Source organism: Methylorubrum sp. GM97 (assembly GCF_024347855.1).
Classification (GTDB): Bacteria; Pseudomonadota; Alphaproteobacteria; order Rhizobiales; family Beijerinckiaceae; genus Methylobacterium; species Methylobacterium extorquens.
Window position 1 is genome coordinate 3935771 of record NZ_AP025942.1, and the last position, 18237, is coordinate 3954007.

Here is an 18237-nt window from a genome sequence, read left to right on the forward strand (position 1 = left end):
GACCCGCCGCCACGATCCGCGATCGACCGAGAGCCGCCCCGACCGGGGCGGCTCTTTTCGTTTCAGAGCGCTCTTGCGGTGGATCGTATTCAACGAAAACGTTCTTCGCCCGGATGCCGCACGACGAAGAACGAGCTTTCGCGATGAGCTGAAAAAACGCTCGATCATTCCTTTGACGACAGGTTGTTCCGAGACGATGATTGGACTCAACGCGATGATGACTCAAATAAAACCATCATCATCTCGAAATGCTTCAGAACAACGCTTCTCAGAGCGAGCGCCGCGCCACCATGTCCGTTCCGAACCCGTCCTCCGCGTCCGAGCCGATCCGCTTCGCCTACTGGGTGCCCAACGTCTCGGGCGGCCTCGTCATCAGCAAGATCGCGCAGCGCACGAGCTGGGACGCGGACTATAACCGCAAGCTCGCGCAGATCGCGGAGGCGGCGGGCTTCGACTACGCCCTGACCCAAATCCGCTTCACCGCCGGCTACGGCGCCGAGTACCAGCACGAATCGGTCGCCTTCAGCCACGCGCTCGCCGCCGCCACGACCCGGCTGACGGTGATCGCTGCGATCCTGCCCGGCCCCTGGAACCCGACGCTGGCGGCCAAGCAGATCGCCACGATCTCCCAGCTCACGGAAGGACGGATCGCGGTCAACATCGTCTCGGGTTGGTTCTCCGGCGAGTTCCGGGCGATCGGCGAGCCCTGGCTCGACCATGACGAGCGCTACCGTCGCTCGGAGGAGTTCATCCGGTCCTTGCGCGGGATCTGGACGCAGGACGCCTTCAGCTTCCGCGGCGATTTCTACCGCTACACGAACTACACCCTGAAGCCGAAGCCGGGGCCGAACCTGCCGGAGATCTTCCAGGGCGGCTCCTCGCGCGCCGCGCGCGACATGGCCGCCCGCGTCTCCGATTGGTACTTCACCAACGGCAACACCCCGGAGGGCGTGCGGGCGCAGGTCGAGGATCTGCGGGCCAAGGCGCAGGCGAACGGCCATTCCGTGAAGGTCGGCGTCAACGCCTTCGTCATCGCCCGCGAGACGGAGGAGGAGGCCCGCGCCGTCCTTCAGGAGATCATCGAGAACGCCGATCCGGACGCGGTGAAGGCCTTCGGCCACGAGGTGAAGAACGCCGGCGCGGCCTCCCCCGAGGGCGAGGGCAACTGGGCGAAGTCCAGCTTCGAGGATCTCGTCCAGTACAACGACGGCTTCAAGACCAACCTGATCGGCACGCCCGACCAGATCGCCGAGCGCATCCTCGCCCTCAAGGATGCCGGCGTGGATCTGGCGCTGCTCGCCTTCCTGCACTTCCAGGAGGAGGTGCAATATTTCGGCGAGCACGTGATCCCGCGGGTCCGCGCGCTGGAAGCCGCCCGCGAGCGCCGCGCCGAGGCGGCCTGACCCTTACGCTCGTCCCACCCCCATCCTCATCCTGAGGTGCTGCGCAGCAGCCTTGAAGGATCCTCCAGATCCCGCGCGATCCCTGGAGGATCCTTCGAGGGCGCCGCTTCGCGCCGCCACCTCAGGATGAGGGGGGAGGGTGGGATCGATCCCTTCCGATCCCCTCTCGCTTCGGAGACCGCTCCATGACCATCGCCGTCAATCCCACCACGGCCGAGGCCGGCAGCCGGCCGCAGGGCGTGCCGGGGCCTGCGCGCCCCGCGACCCCGGCTCATGTCATCCGCGACGACGCCGAGGCGATCCGCATCGCCCACGAACTGGCGAAAGAATTCCGCGAGGGCGCCTCGGAGCGCGACCGCACCAATGCTCGCCCGCTCGCCGAGCTCGATGCCTTCTCCCAGAGCGGCCTGTGGTCGATCAACGTGCCGCGGGCCTATGGCGGGCCGGAGGTCTCCTACAAGACGCTGGCGCAGGTGATCGCGATCATCGCCGCCGCCGACCCGTCCATCGCGCAGATCGCGCAGAACCATCTCGGCATCGTCGCGGCGATCCGCACCGTCTCGGACCCCGAGCAGCAGGCGCTTCTCTTCGGGCAAGTCCTGAAGGGCACCCGTTTCGGCAACGCCTTCTCCGAGCGCGGCACCAAGCGCGCCGCCGAGTTCGAGACCCGCTTCACCGATCACGGCGACCACGTCATCGTGCGCGGCCAGAAGTTCTATTCCTCGGGCGCGCTCCTCGCCCATCTCGTGCCGATCGTCGCCCTCGATGCGGAGGGTCGCGCTTGGTACGCCATCGCCGAGCGCGATGCGCCGGGGCTCACCGTGATCGATGACTGGTCGGCCTTCGGCCAGCGGGGCACGGCCAGCGGCACCGTCATCATCGAGGATGTGCGGGTGGAGAAGAGCCACCTCGTGCCGGGCTACCGCGCCTACGAGGCGCCGCGGGCGGATGGCGCCATCTTCCAGATCATCCAGGCCGCCGTCGATGCCGGGATCGGCCGCGAGGCGCTCGACGACACGATCGACTTCGTCCGCGAGAAGGCACGCCCCTGGATCGACAGCGGCGGGGAGCGGGCCTCCGACGACCCCTACACCATCCGCACCATCGGCGACCTGACGATCCGCCAGCACGCGGCGGAAGCCCTGCTCGACCGGGCGGGGCTGGCCATCGACGCCGCGCTGGCAAACCCGACGGCGGAGAGCGTGGCCGCGGCTCAGATCGCGGTCGCCGAGGCCAAGGTGCTGACCACCGAGACCGCGCTCGCGGCTGCCAACACCCTGTTCGAACTCTCCGGCACCCGCTCGACCCTGGCCGAGCACAACCTCGACCGCCACTGGCGCAACGCCCGCACCCACACGCTTCACGATCCCGTGCGGTGGAAATACGCGATCATTGGCAACCACGCCCTCAACGGGGTGAACCCGCCGCTCCACGCCTGGAGCTGAGGCTTCCGCACCGCCAAGCACACCGCAAAGCTGCGCCATAGGGGCGCGGCGCCCGGCCGGATCAACTTGGGCCCTGTCGCGTTCGCCTGTCAGATTTCGATCCATTCCAGACTGGCCGCCACCCGCGGCCGGTCCGGATGCGCGGGACGGCAGGCCTGATGAGCGACCATTCGACGAGAGACCGGCGCTTCGATCCATCGCGCCGCACGGTGATAGGCAGCTGCGCCGCCCTGGCGACGCTCGGGGCCTCCCTGCGCGGCCGGGCGGAGGCCGCCCCGGCGGCGGTCGACCCGCAGCCGCAGACCATGTCGGTCTCGCTCGAGATCAACGGCACCCGCCACGACCTCACCCTCGATACCCGCACCACCCTGCTCGACGCCTTGCGCGAGCATCTCGACCTCAACGGTTCGAAGAAGGGCTGCGATCACGGCCAGTGCGGCGCCTGCACGGTGCTGGTGAACGGCCGGCGCATCAATTCCTGCCTGAGCCTCGCGGTGATGCACGAGGGCGATTCCGTCACCACCATCGAGGGCTGGCGGATGGGGACAATCTCCACCCGCTCCAGGCCGCCTTCCTGCACCATGACGGCTATCAGTGCGGCTACTGCACGCCGGGCCAGATTTGCTCGGCCGCCGGCATGTTTTCGGAACTTGAGGCCGGATGGCCTAGCCATGTGACGGACGACATCACGCAGAAGGCCTCGCTCACCGACCAAGAAATCCGCGAGCGGATGAGCGGCAACATCTGCCGCTGCTCGGCCTATCCCAACATCGTCGCGGCGATCCGCGACGCCAGCACCAAGATCTGAGGAGGCGAACCCCATGAAGGCTTTCGCCTATGAGCGCCCCGCCACGGTTCAGGACGCCGCGCGCCTTGCTGCCGAGCGGCCCGGCGCCCGCTTCATCGCCGGCGGCACCAACCTGCTCGACCTGATGAAGCTTCAGATTGAGACGCCCGCCACCCTGATCGACGTCAACCGCCTGCCGCTGGCCGAGGTCACCGACACGGAAGACGGCGGCCTGCGCATCGGCGCGCTGGTGCGCAATTCCGATCTCGCCGCGCATCCCCGGGTGCGGAAGGATTACGCGGTGCTGGGCAAAGCCCTGCTCGCGGGTGCCTCGGGCCAGTTGCGCAACAAGGCGACCACCGCCGGCAACCTGCTGCAGCGGACGCGCTGCTACTACTTCTACGACACGACCAAACCCTGCAACAAACGCGAGCCGGGCTCGGGCTGCTCGGCCATCGGCGGGTTCAACCGGATCATGGCGGTGCTGGGGGCGAGCGATTCCTGCATCGCCACCAACCCGTCCGACATGAACGTGGCGATGCGCGTCCTCGACGCCACCGTCGAGACGGTCGATCCGCAGGGCGCGCGGCGCAGCATCGCCCTGGCCAACTTCCACCGCCTGCCCGGCGACACGCCGCAGATCGAGACCGACTTGAAGGCCGGCGAGCTCATCACCGCCGTGACGCTCCCCAAGCCCATTGAGGGCGTGCACCTCTACCGCAAGGTCCGCGACCGGGCATCCTATGCCTTCGCCACGGTCTCGGTTGCCGCGATCATCGCCAAGGGCGAGGGCGACAAGCCGAAGCTGGCCAAGCTCGCCTTCGGTGGGCTGGCTCACAAGCCCTGGCGGGTCGAGGCGGCGGAGGCCGCTTTGGTCGAGACCGGCTCGGCCGATGCCGCCGCGGACCGGGTGCTGGACGGCGCCCGCGGCCAGGGCACCAACGACTTCAAGATCCCGCTCACCCGCCGGACGCTGCGCGCCACCGTCGCCGAAGCCCTGCGAGCCTGAGGAAATCCGCCATGGACATGAACCAGCCGATCGGCGCGACGCCCCTCGACGGCAAGCCGGACGGGCTCGTCGGCCGCCCCATCGACCGCATCGACGGGCGCCTCAAGGTGACGGGCCGCGCGCCCTACGCCTACGAGACCCGCGACCTCAAGAACCCGGCCTACGGCTTCCTCGTCGAGGCCGGCATCGCCAAGGGGCGCATCCGCAGCCTGGATGTCTCCGCGGCCAAGCGCGCGCCGGGCGTGCTCCTCGTGATGACCCACGAGAACGTGCCGGAGCAGGGCGAGAAGAAGGAGCAGGTCTACCCACAATTGCAGGGTACCGAGATCCGCTTCCACGGCCAGCCCATCGCCTTCGTCGTCGCGCAGAGCTTCGAACAGGCCCGCGCAGCGGCCGCCCTCGTGCGGGCCGAGTACGATGTACAGACGCCCGAGGCCTCGCTGAAGGCGGCCCGGCCCACGGCCGTCGAGCCGAAGCCGGCGCAGACGCCGCCCGATTCCAAGATCGGCGATTTCGACGGCGCCTTCGCCAGCGCCCCGGTGAAGCTCGACGTGGAATACACCACGCCCGTGCAGATCCACGCGCAGATGGAGCCGCACGCCACCATCGCCTCCTGGGAGGCGGGGCCGGATGGCGAGCGGGTGACGCTCTACACCGCCAACCAGATGCTCAACCGCGGCCAGACCTCGCTCGCTTCGGTCCTGAAGCTGAAGCCCGAGAACGTGCGGCTCGTCTCGCACTATATCGGCGGCGGCTTCGGCTCGAAGCTCCAGCCGCAGCCCGAGGCGATCCTGTCCGCTCTGGCCTCGAAGAGCCTCAAGCGCCCGGTGAAGGTCGCGCTGACCCGCCAGCAGGAATTCCACGTCGCGACCCACCGCACCGACACGATCCAGCGCATTCGCCTGGGCGCCGACGAGAACGGGCGGCTCACCGCGATCGCCCACGAATCGTGGTCGGCGACCGCGCCGGGCGACGTCTTCTACGAGACCTCCGCCGTCGTCACCCGCTCGCTCTACGCGGCGCAGAACCGCCTGACCCGGCATCGGCTCGCCAACCTCAATGTGCCGATCGCCTCGGCCATGCGGGCACCGGGCGAGGCAGTGGGCCAGCTCGCTTTCGAATGCGCCATGGACGAGCTGGCCGAGCAGCTGAAGATCGACCCGATCGAGCTGCGCATCCGCAACGAGCCGGAGCAGGACCCGGAAAAGAAGGTGCCCTTCTCCACCCGCCAACTCGTCGCCTGCATGCGCGAGGGGGCGCAACGCTTCGGCTGGGACAAACGCGGTGCGACCGGCGCGACGCGCGACGGGCAGTGGCTCGTCGGCATGGGCATGGCGGCGGCCTCGCGGCTCAACCCGCTGATGCCCTCGCAGGCCGGCGTGCGCCTCAACCCCGACGGCACGCTCACCGTGCGGATGGCGATGACCGATATCGGCACCGGCACCTACACCATCCTGGCCCAGATCGCGGGCGAGATGATGGGCCTGCCGATCGAGCGCATCCACGTCGAGATCGGCGACACCGCCTATCCCAAGGCGGCCGGCTCCGGCGGTTCGTTCGGCGCGGGCTCGGCCGGTTCGGCGCTCTACGTCGCCTGCGACAACCTCCGGCAGTCGCTGCTGCAATCGGCCGGCATGACGCCCGAGGGCGCCGTGTTCTCGGAAGGGCGCGTGACTTCGGGCAACCGATCGGAGGCGCTGACCGATCTGGCCGGAGCGCAGGGTGTCGAGGCCAAGGGCGAGATCAAGCCCGGCGCGATGAAGGAGAAGTACTCGCAGCACTCCTTCGGTGCGCATTTCGCGGAAGTCGGCGTCGATGCCGACACTGGCGAGATCCGCCTGCGGCGGATGCTCGGCGTGTTCACCGGCGGGCGCATCCTCAACCAGAAGACCGCCCGCTCCCAGGCGCTCGGCGGCATGATCTTCGGCATCGGCGCCGCCCTCATGGAAGCGGCCGAGACCGACACCCGCTACGGCTACTTCGTGAACCACGATCTCGCCGAGTATCACGTGCCGGCCCATGCCGACGTCCCGGCCATCGATGCGATGTTCCTGCCCGAACTCGACGACAAGGCGAACCCGCTGAAGAGCAAGGGGCTCGGCGAGGTCAGCATCTGCGGCGCCGGGGCGGCGCTCGCCAATGCCGTCTACAACGCCACGGGCCTGCGCATCCGCGACTACCCGCTGACGCTCGACAAGGTGCTCGACGGCTGGAACGAGCGGGAGGGCGCGGCCCAGCGCCGGACCTGATCTTTTGGCTTACTGAGACACAGGCGGCACCCGGATTGCAGATCGTGATCCGGGTGCCCACCTCGAACGGAAACGTCCCTTCGACCCATCCCCCAGGCCGATTCGGGTCAGAACGAAGTCCTCACCCATGATCCGTTTTCCGATCCTCGGCGCGCTCGTCCTCGGCGGCCTCTCTCTTGCCGGCACCGCGACGGCGCAGGCCTTCCCGAACGACGAGGCGTCGGTGCGGTACCGGCAGCTGATCCAGCAGCTTCCGCCCTCCGAGCGTCCGCGCCCGCACGATCCGCGCTGGACCACGAACGGGCTCAGCCCCAGCGTCGGCCGCTTCGGCCTGCCCCTGTCCGGCCCGGCCGCCCGCGGCGGGATGACGGCCATTCGCTGAGCGCTCAGACAGACACGGGCGCGCTGAAGCGCGGCCGGTGACTGGATTGCGTCGCCGACCCTTGCGATGGCGGTGCGGAACCGCTCATCCGGGAAGGGGCTGTGAGGCGATGGACACCAAGCAGGACACGGTCGCCGCGCCGCCGAACCTGTTGGAGCGCCTGTTCAAGCTCCGCGCGCACGGCACAACGGTCCGCACCGAGCTGCTGGCGGGGCTGACCACCTTCCTCACCATGGCCTACATCGTCTTCGTCAATCCGAGCATCCTCGCCGATGCCGGCATGCCGAAGGGCTCCGTCTTCGTCGCGACCTGCCTCATCGCCGCGCTCGGCTCAGCCGTGATGGCGTTCGTCGCCAACTGGCCGGTGGCGCTGGCGCCGGGGATGGGGCTCAACGCCTACTTCGCCTACGTCGTCGTGCAGGGCATGGGCTATACCTGGCAGGCGGCGCTCGGGGCGGTGTTCATCTCCGGCCTCTGCTTCCTCGCCGTGACGCTGACGGGCCTGCGCCGGATCATCGTCGCGGGCATTCCGCGCTCCATGCGCATCGCACTCACCGTCGGCATCGGCCTGTTCCTGGCGATCATCGCGCTCAAGAACGCGGGCGTGGTAGCCGCCAACCCCGCCACCTTCGTGACGCTGGGCGACCTGCGCCAGCCCGGCACGGTGCTCGCCGTGCTCGGCTTCCTGATGGTGGCGGTGCTCTCGGCGCGGCGGATCAAGGCGGCGCTGCTCCTCACCATCCTGACGGTGACGGGCCTGAGCTTCGTCTTTGCCGGCAACGCCTTCCAGGGCATCGTCTCGGCGCCGCCCTCGCTGGCGCCGACGCTGTTTGCCCTCGACATCCCCGGCGCGCTGACCGGAGGGCTCGTCAACGTCATCCTCGTGCTGTTCCTGGTCGAACTGTTCGACGCCACCGGCACGCTGATGGCAGTGGCCAACCGCGCCGGGCTCCTGCCGGAGACGGGGCGCTCGGCCGCGCTCGACCGGGCGCTGATGGCCGATTCCGCGGCGATCTTCGCCGGCTCGCTGCTCGGCACGTCGAGCACCACCGCCTATCTCGAGAGCGCCGCCGGGGTGGAGGAGGGCGGGCGGACCGGGCTCACCGCCGCGACCGTGGCCGTGCTGTTCCTGGCCTGCCTTTTCTTCGCGCCGCTCGCCGGCTCGGTGCCGGCCTACGCCACGGCGCCGGCCCTGTTCTACGTCGCCTGCCTGATGCTGCGCGACCTCACCGCGCTCGATTGGGACGACCTCACCGAGGTGATCCCGGCCTGCGTCACCGCGCTGCTGATGCCCTTCACCTACTCCATCGCCAACGGCGTCGCCTTCGGCTTCATCACCTACGCTGTCCTCAAAGGCCTGACCGGGCGCGCCCGCGAGGTGAAGCCGGTGGTGTGGGTGATCGCGGCCGTGTTCCTGTTCAAATTCGTCGAGAGCGGCGGCGCGCACTGATTATTCCACGGGCCAGACGGCGTTTTTCAAGATCAAGGCGGTATCCGCGCGGCCGGCGGCACGATCTGTCCACGATCCGTCAATGAATTCCCGCCACGATCGGCCCCATCCACGCCCGCCGGGCCCGGCCTTGGATACCGGCCATGATCAAGCACACCGGCATCGCGATCCTTCTGAGCCTCAGCGGCTTCGCCCTGGGCAGCGTCATCGCGCGGGTGACGGAACAGGCAGGTGCGCCCGCGGCCGGGACGACGGCGGCGCCACCGGCCCTGCGCCACATCTCGCAGCTTCCGCCGCCGCCCGCCGCCGGGAAGCCCGCAGCCCGTTCAGGCCGCTGAGCGCGCGGGCAGGGCCTGCGCTGCCAGAGCGCCATGCGCCTCGGCGAGGATCGCGTAGGAGGCGAGCCGCGCGTCGTGGTCGTAGATGGCCGAGGCCACCATCACCTCGTCGGCGCCGGTCTCGGCCACCAGCGCCTCCAGCCCGGCGCGGACGGTCTCGCGCGAGCCCACCAGCGCGCGCGCCAGCATCCGCGAGGCCTGCGCCTTCTCCGCCGGGCGCCAATACGCCTCGATGTCGTCGATCGGCGGGGGCAGGAGGCCGCGGGTGCCGCGCACCAGCCGGGTGAATTGCTGCTGCACCGTGGTGAACAGGCGCTGCGCCTCCGCATCGGTCTCCGCCGCAACGACGTTGACGCCGACCATGGCGTAGGGCCGCTGCAACTGCTCGGACGGCTGGAAGCGGGCGCGGTAGGCCGCGAGCGCCGGCAGCAGCGCATCGGGCGCGAAATGCGAGGCGAAGGCGTAGGGCAGGCCGAGCATGCCGGCGAGTTCTGCCCCGAACAGGCTCGAGCCGAGGATCCACAGCGGCACCTTGAGGCCGGTGCCGGGCACCGCCTGCACCGACTGCCCCTCCCGCACCGGGCCGAACAGGGCCTGCAATTCGAGCACGTCCTGGGGAAAGCGCTCCGCCGACTCGTAGTCGCGGCGCAGCGCGCGCAGCGTCAGCCCATCCGTGCCCGGCGCCCGGCCGAGCCCGAGATCGATCCGGCCCGGATACAGCGATTCCAGCGTGCCGAACTGCTCGGCGATCACCAGCGGCGCGTGGTTGGGCAGCATGATCCCGCCCGCGCCGACCCGGATGCGATCCGTGCCCGCCGCCACATGGCCGATCACCACCGCCGTGGCGGCGCTGGCGATGCCGACCATGTTGTGGTGCTCGGCGAGCCAGAAGCGGCGGTAGCCGAGCTCCTCCGCGTGCCGGGCGAGGCTGACGCTGTTGGCGAGCGCCTGCCGCGGCGTGGCGCCCTCCGGGATGAAGGCGAGATCGAGGACGGAGAGGGGAGGCAGAGAGGAGGACATCAGCAAGCCGCGCACCTTCGCTTCACGCCCGTGGGGGCGGAAAAAACTGTTTCCCCTCGAAGCGGACAGATCGTGTGCAGGACGCCCCGGCGCAAGGAACGGGACCGCGCAAGGCCGCCGCCGGAGGTTGGCGAGAGGGCGGATAAGGGAAAGAAAGGGGCTTGCGCGCGGCCCGCGAACCGTCCTAGCCTCTCTTCATCGGCGCTGCGGCGCCGCCCTGAGACAAGGAGGTTGGCCATGAAACTTCACGGCATCAACGGCTCCCCCACGCGCACCGCCGACGCGGATCAGGACACGCCACCCAACCAAGATCGGCAGGGATAGTGGCTCCCTAAACGCTGCGACAGGTCGAGTTCCCCCGCCAGTCCGAGGGCGAGGCGGCAGCTCCCATCGCGCGAGAGAGCGTGGCCCCTGCAAAAACCCGTCGGCGAAAGCCGGCGGGTTTTTTGTGCCTGCACGGAGCGACTGCCCAATCGGCTGGCAGGCAAGCGAAATTTCCACCACATTGCGTTGTCATCCGCATCACGGCTCAAGGCTTGCACGAGTACGCTCCGAACGCTGCTCGGAGACCGGCACCGGATGCCTCTCTTTCATTTCGAGCTATGCCGGAACGGCCAGACGGTCGGCCGGACGGAGACGCGCGACTGCCCGGATTGCGGCATGGCCTTCCGCGCCGCCCGCGACATGATTCGCACGTTGCGCGAGGGCGAGACCCTGCCCGACGGCGCCCGCGAGCACACCCTGCGGGTCAGCTACGTCGATCACTCGACGCTGTTCGACCTGCCGTTCAATCTCGGGATCTGAGCCTATTCGACCGGACGATCCGACATCACCATCGTTTTCACGAGAGGCCGCCGACCTCGATCCGATCCAAACCGCTTGTATCCAAGCGCCCGAGGATGAAGACGAGGAGGGAAGGTAAGGATCAAGATCCAATCAGCTTGATCGTTCGAAGGACGGCTTGCGACCCCAGTCGGACCTTCGAGCAGCCACATCCCAATGTCTGGAGCGGATGGAAATCGGAACCTATGAGTTGAGTTTCGGGCGAGACTTTCGCGCCTTCCAAGTGCCTGATTGGCAACGACTACCCCGAGCCAGCCGGAAATTTTGAATTATGAAGTTTCGGCCTAGCTGCACCGTGCCGCTTGTGCATCAGCTTTGTCGGTCAGGTGTGAGTGCTACGTGCGCGTTGGGACGAGTTTTGACCAATAGCACGCGCAAAAAAGGCCGGGCAGTCGGCCCGGCCTGATTGGGGCACGACGTGGCGCAGCTCAGGTACGCTTGCTCATGTTGCCGCCGCTCATACCCTCGCAGCAGCAACCACCCTTCTTGCCCTTCTGGGCGTGGTTCATCGCCATGCTGCCTTTCCCGCACATCATCGCGCCCTTGCCCTTGCTGCCACCGCAGCAGCTCATGGCGAGAGCAGGAGCAGCGCTCAGCAGTAGCAAGGCTGTCGCGCTCGCAATCAGGTTCTTCATGGCTTGGTGTCCTCCGCAGGATGCTGCGTGATTGTGACCCTTCCCATAGGGGGAAGGTCAAGCGCTTGCCTACCGCTTCACAAAACCGAGGTCGGTCGCCACCGCCTTCAGGCTCTCCGGCTCCCGCTCTTTCCGCTCGCTGTAGCGATCCACTAGGTAGTCCGCTCGCTCGCGGGTCAGCAGCGTGAACTTTATCAGCTCCTCGCTGACATCCACCACCCGGTCAGAGCAGCCTCGGCCTCTTGCGGCCGGCTTCGTCGAACTCCTTGTAGGCCATCGTCACCGAAGCCTGATTCGGGGTGGCAATCATCCGCCTCCGGCGCCCGAGCACGCGCAGGCTGTTCACGGCGTTGAAGCTCTGCGAGCCGCTGGACACCCGCATCACGGCGAGGGTGCGCCCTTGCGTCGGGCGCACGCTGCCCTCGCTAAGCGGCAGCCAGTCAATTTGGCTCTTCATCACCCCGGTCAGGTTGCCGTGCCGTTCGGGGCTGACCCGCACCTGCCCCTCGGACCAAATCGAGAGGGCGCGCAGCTCCTGCACCTTCGGGTGGTCGGCAGTTATGTCGTCGGGCAAGGGCAGCCCGTGGGCGTCGTAGATGCGCACCTCTCCGCCCATGGCTTCCAAGAGCCGCGCCGCCTCATAGGCCAGGAAGCGGCTGAACGACCGCTCCCGCAGCGAGCCGTAGAGGATCGGAAACCGTGGCGCGTGCACGAACCGCTGCGACAGGCCCAAGTGCGCGCTGCTCGGCACCCGCTAGTTATATCTCTATGCTTCGTCCGCTTCGGTTCCTGATCCGGACTTTTCCCCTCACATCCAACCAATTCCTGCTTTCCACCCTCAGCATCCTGTCATGCAGTCAGGCTGATGGGGTTCGGCCCCTCGTATCCGGAGAGGTGAAGCGATCACCCCTTCCAGTTCTTGAGCGCGGCGAACGGGCTGCCGGACAGGTCCGGGGGCGGGGGGTTGAGCACCGGCTCGACCTGGGCGACCGCGTCCTCGCGGGAATGCGCGCTGCCCTGGGGCAGCTTGCCGCCGGCCGCGTCGCGGTGGCCGCCGCCACGGAAGGCGCGGGCGCCGTCGAGCGCCGTGCCGTCGATGGAGCGGAACGAGAGCGTGCCCGCCCGCTGCACGTTGACGACCCGCTTGGCCCGGCCCGCCTCCATCACCTGATCGGAGACCCGCTGGAAGGTGCCGGAATCGAGGCCGAAGGAGAGCAGCGTGCCGTCCGACAGGCGGTGGAACAGCGCGTCCGAGCGGGCGAGCGCCCGGGCGAGGCGCTGGCGCGCGGTCAAGGTCGGATCGTCGCCGGCCTCACCGGCAAGGAGGCCATCGACGAGGCGGGCGCGCAACTCGCCCGAGCGGCGCTCCAGCTCCGCCGGAGTGGAGCCCGCCTGCAGCAGGCCGGCCGCCGCCATCAGCAGATCGGAGACGAAGCGGTCGTGCCAGGGGTGGCTCGCCGGCACCAGGGTCGAGACGCTGTCCCAGAACATCTCGTCGAGGGCGAGGCCGCCGGCGAAGGCGGGTTCGCCCTTCTTCCACAGGTCGAGCGCCTCGACCGACTCGATCAGCGCCGCGAGGTCGGCCGCCGCCGTCTCTCCGGGCATCTTCGCCTCGGGCGCGTAGAGGGCGCGCTGGTCGTAGGCCATCCGCGTGGCGCAATGCGCCTCGTCGATGAGCACGAACACCTCCGGGTCGCCGAGATCCGCCCGCAGCAGCCCCGCGCGCTCCGGATCGGGCGCGGTCTCCAGGTTCTGGCGCTTGAGCTGATCGATCGAGGAGGCGTGGTGATCGAGCACGACGAGGCGGTGATGCGTGCCCTCCGCCCGGCCGCGGTTCATCGCGGCGAAGCGGCGCAGGAAGGCGATGGTCGGCTCCTCCAGCCCGAGATCGGTCATCAGCAGCGTCTCGGAGGCCGTCGCGCCGCGCAGGCGCTTCAGCTCGTCCTCCACCACCGGGCCGACATCGGAATAGCGGGCGACATGCACCACCCGCGCCACGTCCGCGAAGGCGGCGGCCACCGTCGAGGCGCCGTAGCCGTCGAGGTCGTGGTGGGTGATCTGCGTGACAATCATCGGCAGAATCATCGTCTCAAGGCTGGACAGGAGGCTCGCGGGACGCGAGACGGCGGGCGCCGCTGATGCGGCGTGCGAGATCGCAAGCCTCTTACGCCGGCCGGCCCCGGAAGGTCCACGGGCCTTCGTCGAGTCCGGGCTCGGTGCCGTCCTGTCCGCGGCGCATCGCCCGGAAACGGAAATGGCGGCAGACGTGCAGCGAAGACTCGGGCAAAGCCGGCAACCTTAACGCCCGGTTCAGGCGTTGAGATCCTATCTGCGACCGTTCTTCACCCCGAGAACGCTCTGAGACGAACAGTGCCTCATCGAACGCCCGGTCTGCGATCGTCTCCCCTCCGGGCCCGGCGGCGCAGCGGGCGTTTCGTGAAAGACGCGATGACTTTGTGACGATGACCGTGAGAGCCGACGAGGGAATGACGCATCCGACCGACCTTTCGACCCGCGATGCGGGTCCGGCGCCGATCGACCGCCGCCGGCTCCTCGGCGGGGTCGCGGCCGGCGCCGCCCTGGCCCTGCTGCCCGGCCGGGTGGAGGCGCAGGCGGCGCCGCCGGCCCTGCCCGCGGCGGGCTCGCCCTTCTCGGATGCCACCGTGCCCGACCTCGCCCGGGCGCTCGGCAACCGGCCCTTCGTGGCCCAGACCGCGAACGACGTCCCCGACGCGCTCAAGAACCTGCCGCGGGAAGCCTACGAGGCGATCCGCATCCGGCCCGAGGCGCTGATTTGGGGCGGCGAGCCGCACGGTTTCGCGGTCGAGCCGCTGCCGCGCGGCTTCTACTTCACCGACCGGGTCGCCCTGTTCCTCGTCGAGGACGGCGTGGTCCGTCCCGTCGTCTACGACCGCACGCATTACGACGCGGGCACGGAGGCGGGTGCGGCGGCCCTGCCGGAATCCGGTCGCGAACCGGGCTTTTCCGGCCTGCGCATCCGCGCGCGCTTCGGCGAGCGGCATCAGGATTTCGCGGTGTTCCAGGGCGCCTGCTTCTACCGGCTGGTGGGGCAGGGCCAGGAATTCGGCGTCGATGGGCGCGCGCTGATGCTGCGCCCGGCCGACCCGCGCGGCGAGGAATTCCCCCGCTGGCGCGCCCTGTTCGTGGAGCGCCCGAAGACGCCCGACGGCCCGCTGGTGATCCACGCCCTGCTAGATTCCGATTCGCTCGCTGCCGCCCTGCGCCTGGAACTGCGCCCCGGCGAGACCTCGACCGCGGCGATCACCGCCACCCTGGTCACCCGCAAGGCCGTCGATCACCTCGGGCTCAGCGGCATGCAGGCACCGTTCCTGTTCGGCCCGCACGACCGGCGCGGCGCGGACGATGCCCGGGCCGCGGTCTATGCCGCGGGCGGCCTGCAGATCCGCAATGGCGGCGGGGAGGCGATTTGGCGCCCGGTGCGCAACCCGGAGACGCTCCAGATCTCGGGCTTCCTCGACAACCGCCCGCAGGGATTTGGCCTGACGCAACGGGACCGTTCGTTCACGACCTTCGAGGATGACGGCCGCCACTGGGAACGTTGCCCCTCGCTCTGGGTCGAGCCGGGCGAGGCCACCGGCGCTGCCGAGGCAGGCGCCGAGGGCCTGTGGGGGGAGGGCGCCGTGACGCTCCTCGAAATCCCGAGCGATTCGGAAGTCAACGAGAACGTCATCGCCTATTGGCGGCCGAAGGCGGCCCTGCCCGCGGGCCAGGAGGTCCGTCTCGCCTACCGGCAGAACTGGGGCCGCGAGCCAGCTTCGGCATCACCGCAGGGCAGCCCGCTCGCGCGGGTCACGAGCACGCGCAGCGGCCGCGGCACCGCCAATCCCCGGCGCCTGTTCCTCGTCGACTTTACCGGCGACGGGCTGTTCACCGCTGAGGGCGCCCTCGTGCCCGTCGAGACCGTGCTGATCGCCGGCCCCGGCCGGATCGTCGAGGGCGCGACCCGCTGGATCGCCCATCCGGAGACCCGCACCGTCCGCGTCGCCTTCGAGCTCGATCCGGGCAGCGAGCGGGCCTGCGAGTTGCGCCTTGCCCTCAAGACGGAAGGGCGACAGATCACGGAAACGTGGCTGTACCGCTGGACGCCGTAATCCCTTGCGGGCGCCTTCGCAGCCCGTTGCCGACCCCTTGCCGGAGCGACGATGCCCGACACCGCCGATAGCGCCTCGACCGTGATGGACCGCCCCGTGGCGCACCAGGCCGAGGCGCGGACCGAGCCGGCCTCCATGCCGCCGCGCGCACCCCTGGCGATGCCGGTGCAGGATCTGCGCACCCGGCCCGCGACGCGCCGCGACGGCGGCGGCGGGCCGCTGGCGGCACGCCTGTTCGTGTTCGGCGGGGCTGCGGCCCTCACCGCCTACGGCGCGTGGCAGATGTACGAGGTGATCTCGGTCTCCGGCGGCGCGACCTGGCTTCAGTACGTGCTGCTGGTGCTGTTCGTCCTGAACTTCTCGTGGATCGCGCTGGCCTTCACCGGCGCGCTCCTCGGCTTCGCGACGCTGCTGCTGCGGGACAAGGCGGCGCCGCGTCCGGCGAGCCTTTCCACCCGCACCGCCATCGTCATGCCGGTCTACAACGAGGGCAGCGCCCGGGTCTTCGCCGGGCTCCAGGCGATGCACGAGGAGGTCGAGGCCACCGGCCTCGGGCGCCATTTCGACTGGTTCGTGCTCTCCGATTCGACCCAGGCCGACGCCTGGGTCGCCGAGGAGCGCGCGCTCCTCGATCTGCGCGCGGAACTCGGTCCCGAGGCCCGGCTCTACTACCGCCACCGGGCAAAGAACCATCACCGCAAGGCCGGCAATATCGGCGACTTCGTCACCGGCTGGGGTGGCGCCTACGACCACATGCTGGTGCTCGACGCCGACAGCCTGCTCACCGGCGACTGCATCGTGCGGCTCGCCGCCGCGATGGAGGCCGACCCTCAGGCCGGCATCATCCAGAGCCTGCCGCTCATCATCAACCGCAACACCCTGTTCGCCCGGCTCCAGCAATTCGCCGCGCGCATCTACGGCCCCGTCATCGCCACCGGCCTCTCGGTCTGGTCGGGCCGCGACGGCAATTACTGGGGCCACAACGCGATCATCCGGATGCAGGCCTTCGCCGAGGCCGCCGGCCTGCCGGACCTGAAGGGCCGCCCGCCCTTCGGCGGCCACATCCTCAGCCACGATTTCGTCGAGGCGGCGCTGATCCGCCGCGCCGGCTGGGGCGTCACCATGCTGCCGCGGCTGGAGGGCTCCTACGAGGAGAGCCCGCCTTCGCTGATCGATCTCTCCGTGCGCGACCGGCGCTGGGCGCAGGGCAACCTCCAGCATGCCCGCGTCATCGGCGCGGCGGGCCTCGCGCCAGCCTCGCGCCAGCATTTCGCCACGGGTATCGCCGGCTACGTCGCATCGCCGCTCTGGCTCGCCCAGCTGGTGATCGGCATCATCATCGTGCTGCAGACCGCCTGGGTGCGCCCGGAATACTTCTCCGCCGAGTTCGGCCTCTACCCGGTCTGGCCGCGCTTCGACCCGGTGCGCGCGCTCCAGCTCTTCGCCCTGACCATGGGCATCCTGCTCGCCCCGAAGTTTCTGGGCCTGATCCTGGCGCTTCTGGACGTCGAGACCCGGCGGGCCAGCGGCGGCGCGGGACGGCTGACCCTGTCCTTCCTGATCGAGATCCTGCTCTCGGCGCTGATCGCGCCGATCGCGATGCTGGTCCAGTCGGGCTCAGTGTTCCAGATCCTGGCCGGGCGCGACACCGGCTGGAACCCCCAGCGCCGCGACGACGGCTCGATCCCCCTCTCGGACATCGTGCGCCGCCACCGCTGGCACACCGGCCTCGGCCTCGTCACCGGCGTCGCAGCCTTTGCCATCGCCACCTCCCTGTTCCTGTGGATGTCGCCGACGATCCTCGGCCTCGTGCTGGCGATCCCGCTCTCCTGGGCGAGTGGGCAACTGGCGCTCGGGCTCGCGCTGAAGCACCGCGGCCTGCTGGTGACGCCGGAGGAGCACGCCCAGCCGTCCATCGCCCGCCGCGCCGGCGAACTCGCCCGCCGCAACGAGGCCCGCGGCTTCGACGACACTGACGCGCTCGCCGCGCTCCAGGCCGACCCGACCCTCGCCCGCGCCCACGCAGCGATGCTGCCCGAAGGCACGCCCCGGCCGCGCGGGACCATCGACGCCGACCACACACTCGCCCGCGCCAAGATCGTGGAGGCCGAAACCCTGGCCGAGGCGCAGGCTTGGCTCACCCCGAAAGAGCGCTTCGCCCTCCTCCACGACCGCGCCCTCCTCGATCAGCTCACCCGCCTGCGGCCAGCCTGAGCCCGGCTCTCCGCCCTGCGCACCCGCGCATCGCACATTGACGCTGATCCCCAGGGGGCCATAGACAAGCCTGTGACGCCACGGCGCGCTTGGATCGCGCGCCTCCGCGGACAGGGAAGGGTGGCCGAGTGGTTTAAGGCAGCGGTCTTGAAAACCGCCGTGGGGGCAACTCCACCGTGGGTTCGAATCCCACCCCTTCCGCCAGTACTATTTCCAAGGCTGTCCGATATTTTCCGACCATGTAGCGCGTCGCCCCTTGAGCCGGGGGTGCAGATGGCCTTACCCGTCCAAGGGCGTCCAAATCTGAGACAAGCCTGTCGGCTCTCTCG

Annotated in this window: 13 protein-coding genes, 1 tRNA gene and 2 pseudogenes; 12 read left to right on the plus strand and 4 right to left on the minus strand. The window is 69.4% G+C overall.

All coding sequences use genetic code 11. From position 1 onward, the window contains the following. Positions 1-290: 290 nt before the first annotated feature. The 8 genes and pseudogenes from sfnG to MSPGM_RS18445 all read left to right on the plus strand — a co-directional run bounded on the left by sfnG (position 291) and on the right by MSPGM_RS18445 (position 9063). Positions 291-1403, plus strand: a complete 1113-nt coding sequence (gene sfnG, locus MSPGM_RS18410) for a dimethylsulfone monooxygenase SfnG (protein WP_012753441.1) — start codon at positions 291-293, stop codon at positions 1401-1403. Between the two features lie 185 nt (positions 1404-1588). Further along, a complete protein-coding gene (locus MSPGM_RS18415) occupies positions 1589-2848 on the plus strand; it encodes an SfnB family sulfur acquisition oxidoreductase (protein WP_012753442.1) in 1260 nt (419 codons plus the stop codon). 158 nt (positions 2849-3006) lie between these two features. Then, positions 3007-3656, plus strand: a pseudogene (gene paoA / locus MSPGM_RS18420) (aldehyde dehydrogenase iron-sulfur subunit PaoA). Positions 3657-3669: 13 nt separating this feature from the next. Next, a complete protein-coding gene (locus MSPGM_RS18425) occupies positions 3670-4644 on the plus strand; it encodes an FAD binding domain-containing protein (protein WP_012753444.1) in 975 nt (324 codons plus the stop codon). A gap of 11 nt (positions 4645-4655) precedes the next feature. After that, the gene (locus tag MSPGM_RS18430; protein ID WP_012753445.1) at positions 4656-6893 is read left to right on the plus strand and encodes a xanthine dehydrogenase family protein molybdopterin-binding subunit; all 2238 of its coding nucleotides are present in this window, start codon (positions 4656-4658) and stop codon (positions 6891-6893) included. Positions 6894-7020: 127 nt separating this feature from the next. Further along, positions 7021-7275: a hypothetical protein gene (locus tag MSPGM_RS18435; protein ID WP_012753446.1), complete on the plus strand. Its 255-nt coding sequence runs from the start codon at positions 7021-7023 to the stop codon at positions 7273-7275. A 109-nt stretch (positions 7276-7384) separates the two neighbouring features. After that, positions 7385-8725, plus strand: a complete 1341-nt coding sequence (locus tag MSPGM_RS18440; protein WP_012753447.1) for an NCS2 family permease — start codon at positions 7385-7387, stop codon at positions 8723-8725. A 143-nt stretch (positions 8726-8868) separates the two neighbouring features. Further along, positions 8869-9063, plus strand: coding sequence for a hypothetical protein (locus MSPGM_RS18445; protein ID WP_012753448.1), 195 nt, complete (start codon positions 8869-8871; stop codon positions 9061-9063). Here MSPGM_RS18445 and MSPGM_RS18450 read toward each other — a convergent pair. Then, positions 9052-10083 carry an LLM class flavin-dependent oxidoreductase gene (locus MSPGM_RS18450; RefSeq protein WP_012753449.1) on the minus strand — a complete coding sequence of 344 codons (1032 nt, stop codon included), beginning with the start codon at positions 10081-10083 and terminating at the stop codon, positions 9052-9054. The genes MSPGM_RS18445 and MSPGM_RS18450 overlap by 12 nt on opposite strands. Positions 10084-10662: 579 nt before the next feature. Between MSPGM_RS18450 and MSPGM_RS18455 the strand changes: the two genes are divergently transcribed. Beyond that, positions 10663-10887: a hypothetical protein gene (locus MSPGM_RS18455; protein ID WP_003607107.1), complete on the plus strand. Its 225-nt coding sequence runs from the start codon at positions 10663-10665 to the stop codon at positions 10885-10887. A 467-nt stretch (positions 10888-11354) separates the two neighbouring features. Here the strand turns inward: MSPGM_RS18455 and MSPGM_RS18460 are convergent, their stop codons facing one another. The 3 genes and pseudogenes from MSPGM_RS18460 to MSPGM_RS18470 form a co-directional block, all read right to left on the minus strand. After that, the gene (locus MSPGM_RS18460) at positions 11355-11561 is read right to left on the minus strand and encodes a hypothetical protein (RefSeq protein ID WP_003601423.1); all 207 of its coding nucleotides are present in this window, start codon (positions 11559-11561) and stop codon (positions 11355-11357) included. A gap of 69 nt (positions 11562-11630) precedes the next feature. After that, a pseudogene (gene arsH / locus MSPGM_RS18465) lies at positions 11631-12312 on the minus strand (arsenical resistance protein ArsH). 152 nt (positions 12313-12464) lie between these two features. Further along, a complete protein-coding gene (locus MSPGM_RS18470; RefSeq protein ID WP_261925831.1) occupies positions 12465-13634 on the minus strand; it encodes a dimethylmenaquinone methyltransferase in 1170 nt (389 codons plus the stop codon). A gap of 413 nt (positions 13635-14047) precedes the next feature. Here MSPGM_RS18470 and MSPGM_RS18475 point away from each other — a divergent pair, with 413 nt between their 5' ends. The 3 genes from MSPGM_RS18475 (at position 14048) to MSPGM_RS18485 (ending at position 18112) form a co-directional block, all read left to right on the plus strand. Then, positions 14048-15694 carry a glucan biosynthesis protein D gene (locus MSPGM_RS18475; protein ID WP_209688414.1) on the plus strand — a complete coding sequence of 549 codons (1647 nt, stop codon included), beginning with the start codon at positions 14048-14050 and terminating at the stop codon, positions 15692-15694. A gap of 51 nt (positions 15695-15745) precedes the next feature. Then, positions 15746-17908: a glucans biosynthesis glucosyltransferase MdoH gene (gene mdoH, locus MSPGM_RS18480; RefSeq protein ID WP_261925832.1), complete on the plus strand. Its 2163-nt coding sequence runs from the start codon at positions 15746-15748 to the stop codon at positions 17906-17908. A 114-nt stretch (positions 17909-18022) separates the two neighbouring features. Continuing rightward, positions 18023-18112, plus strand: a tRNA-Ser gene (locus tag MSPGM_RS18485). Positions 18113-18237: the final 125 nt, after the last annotated feature.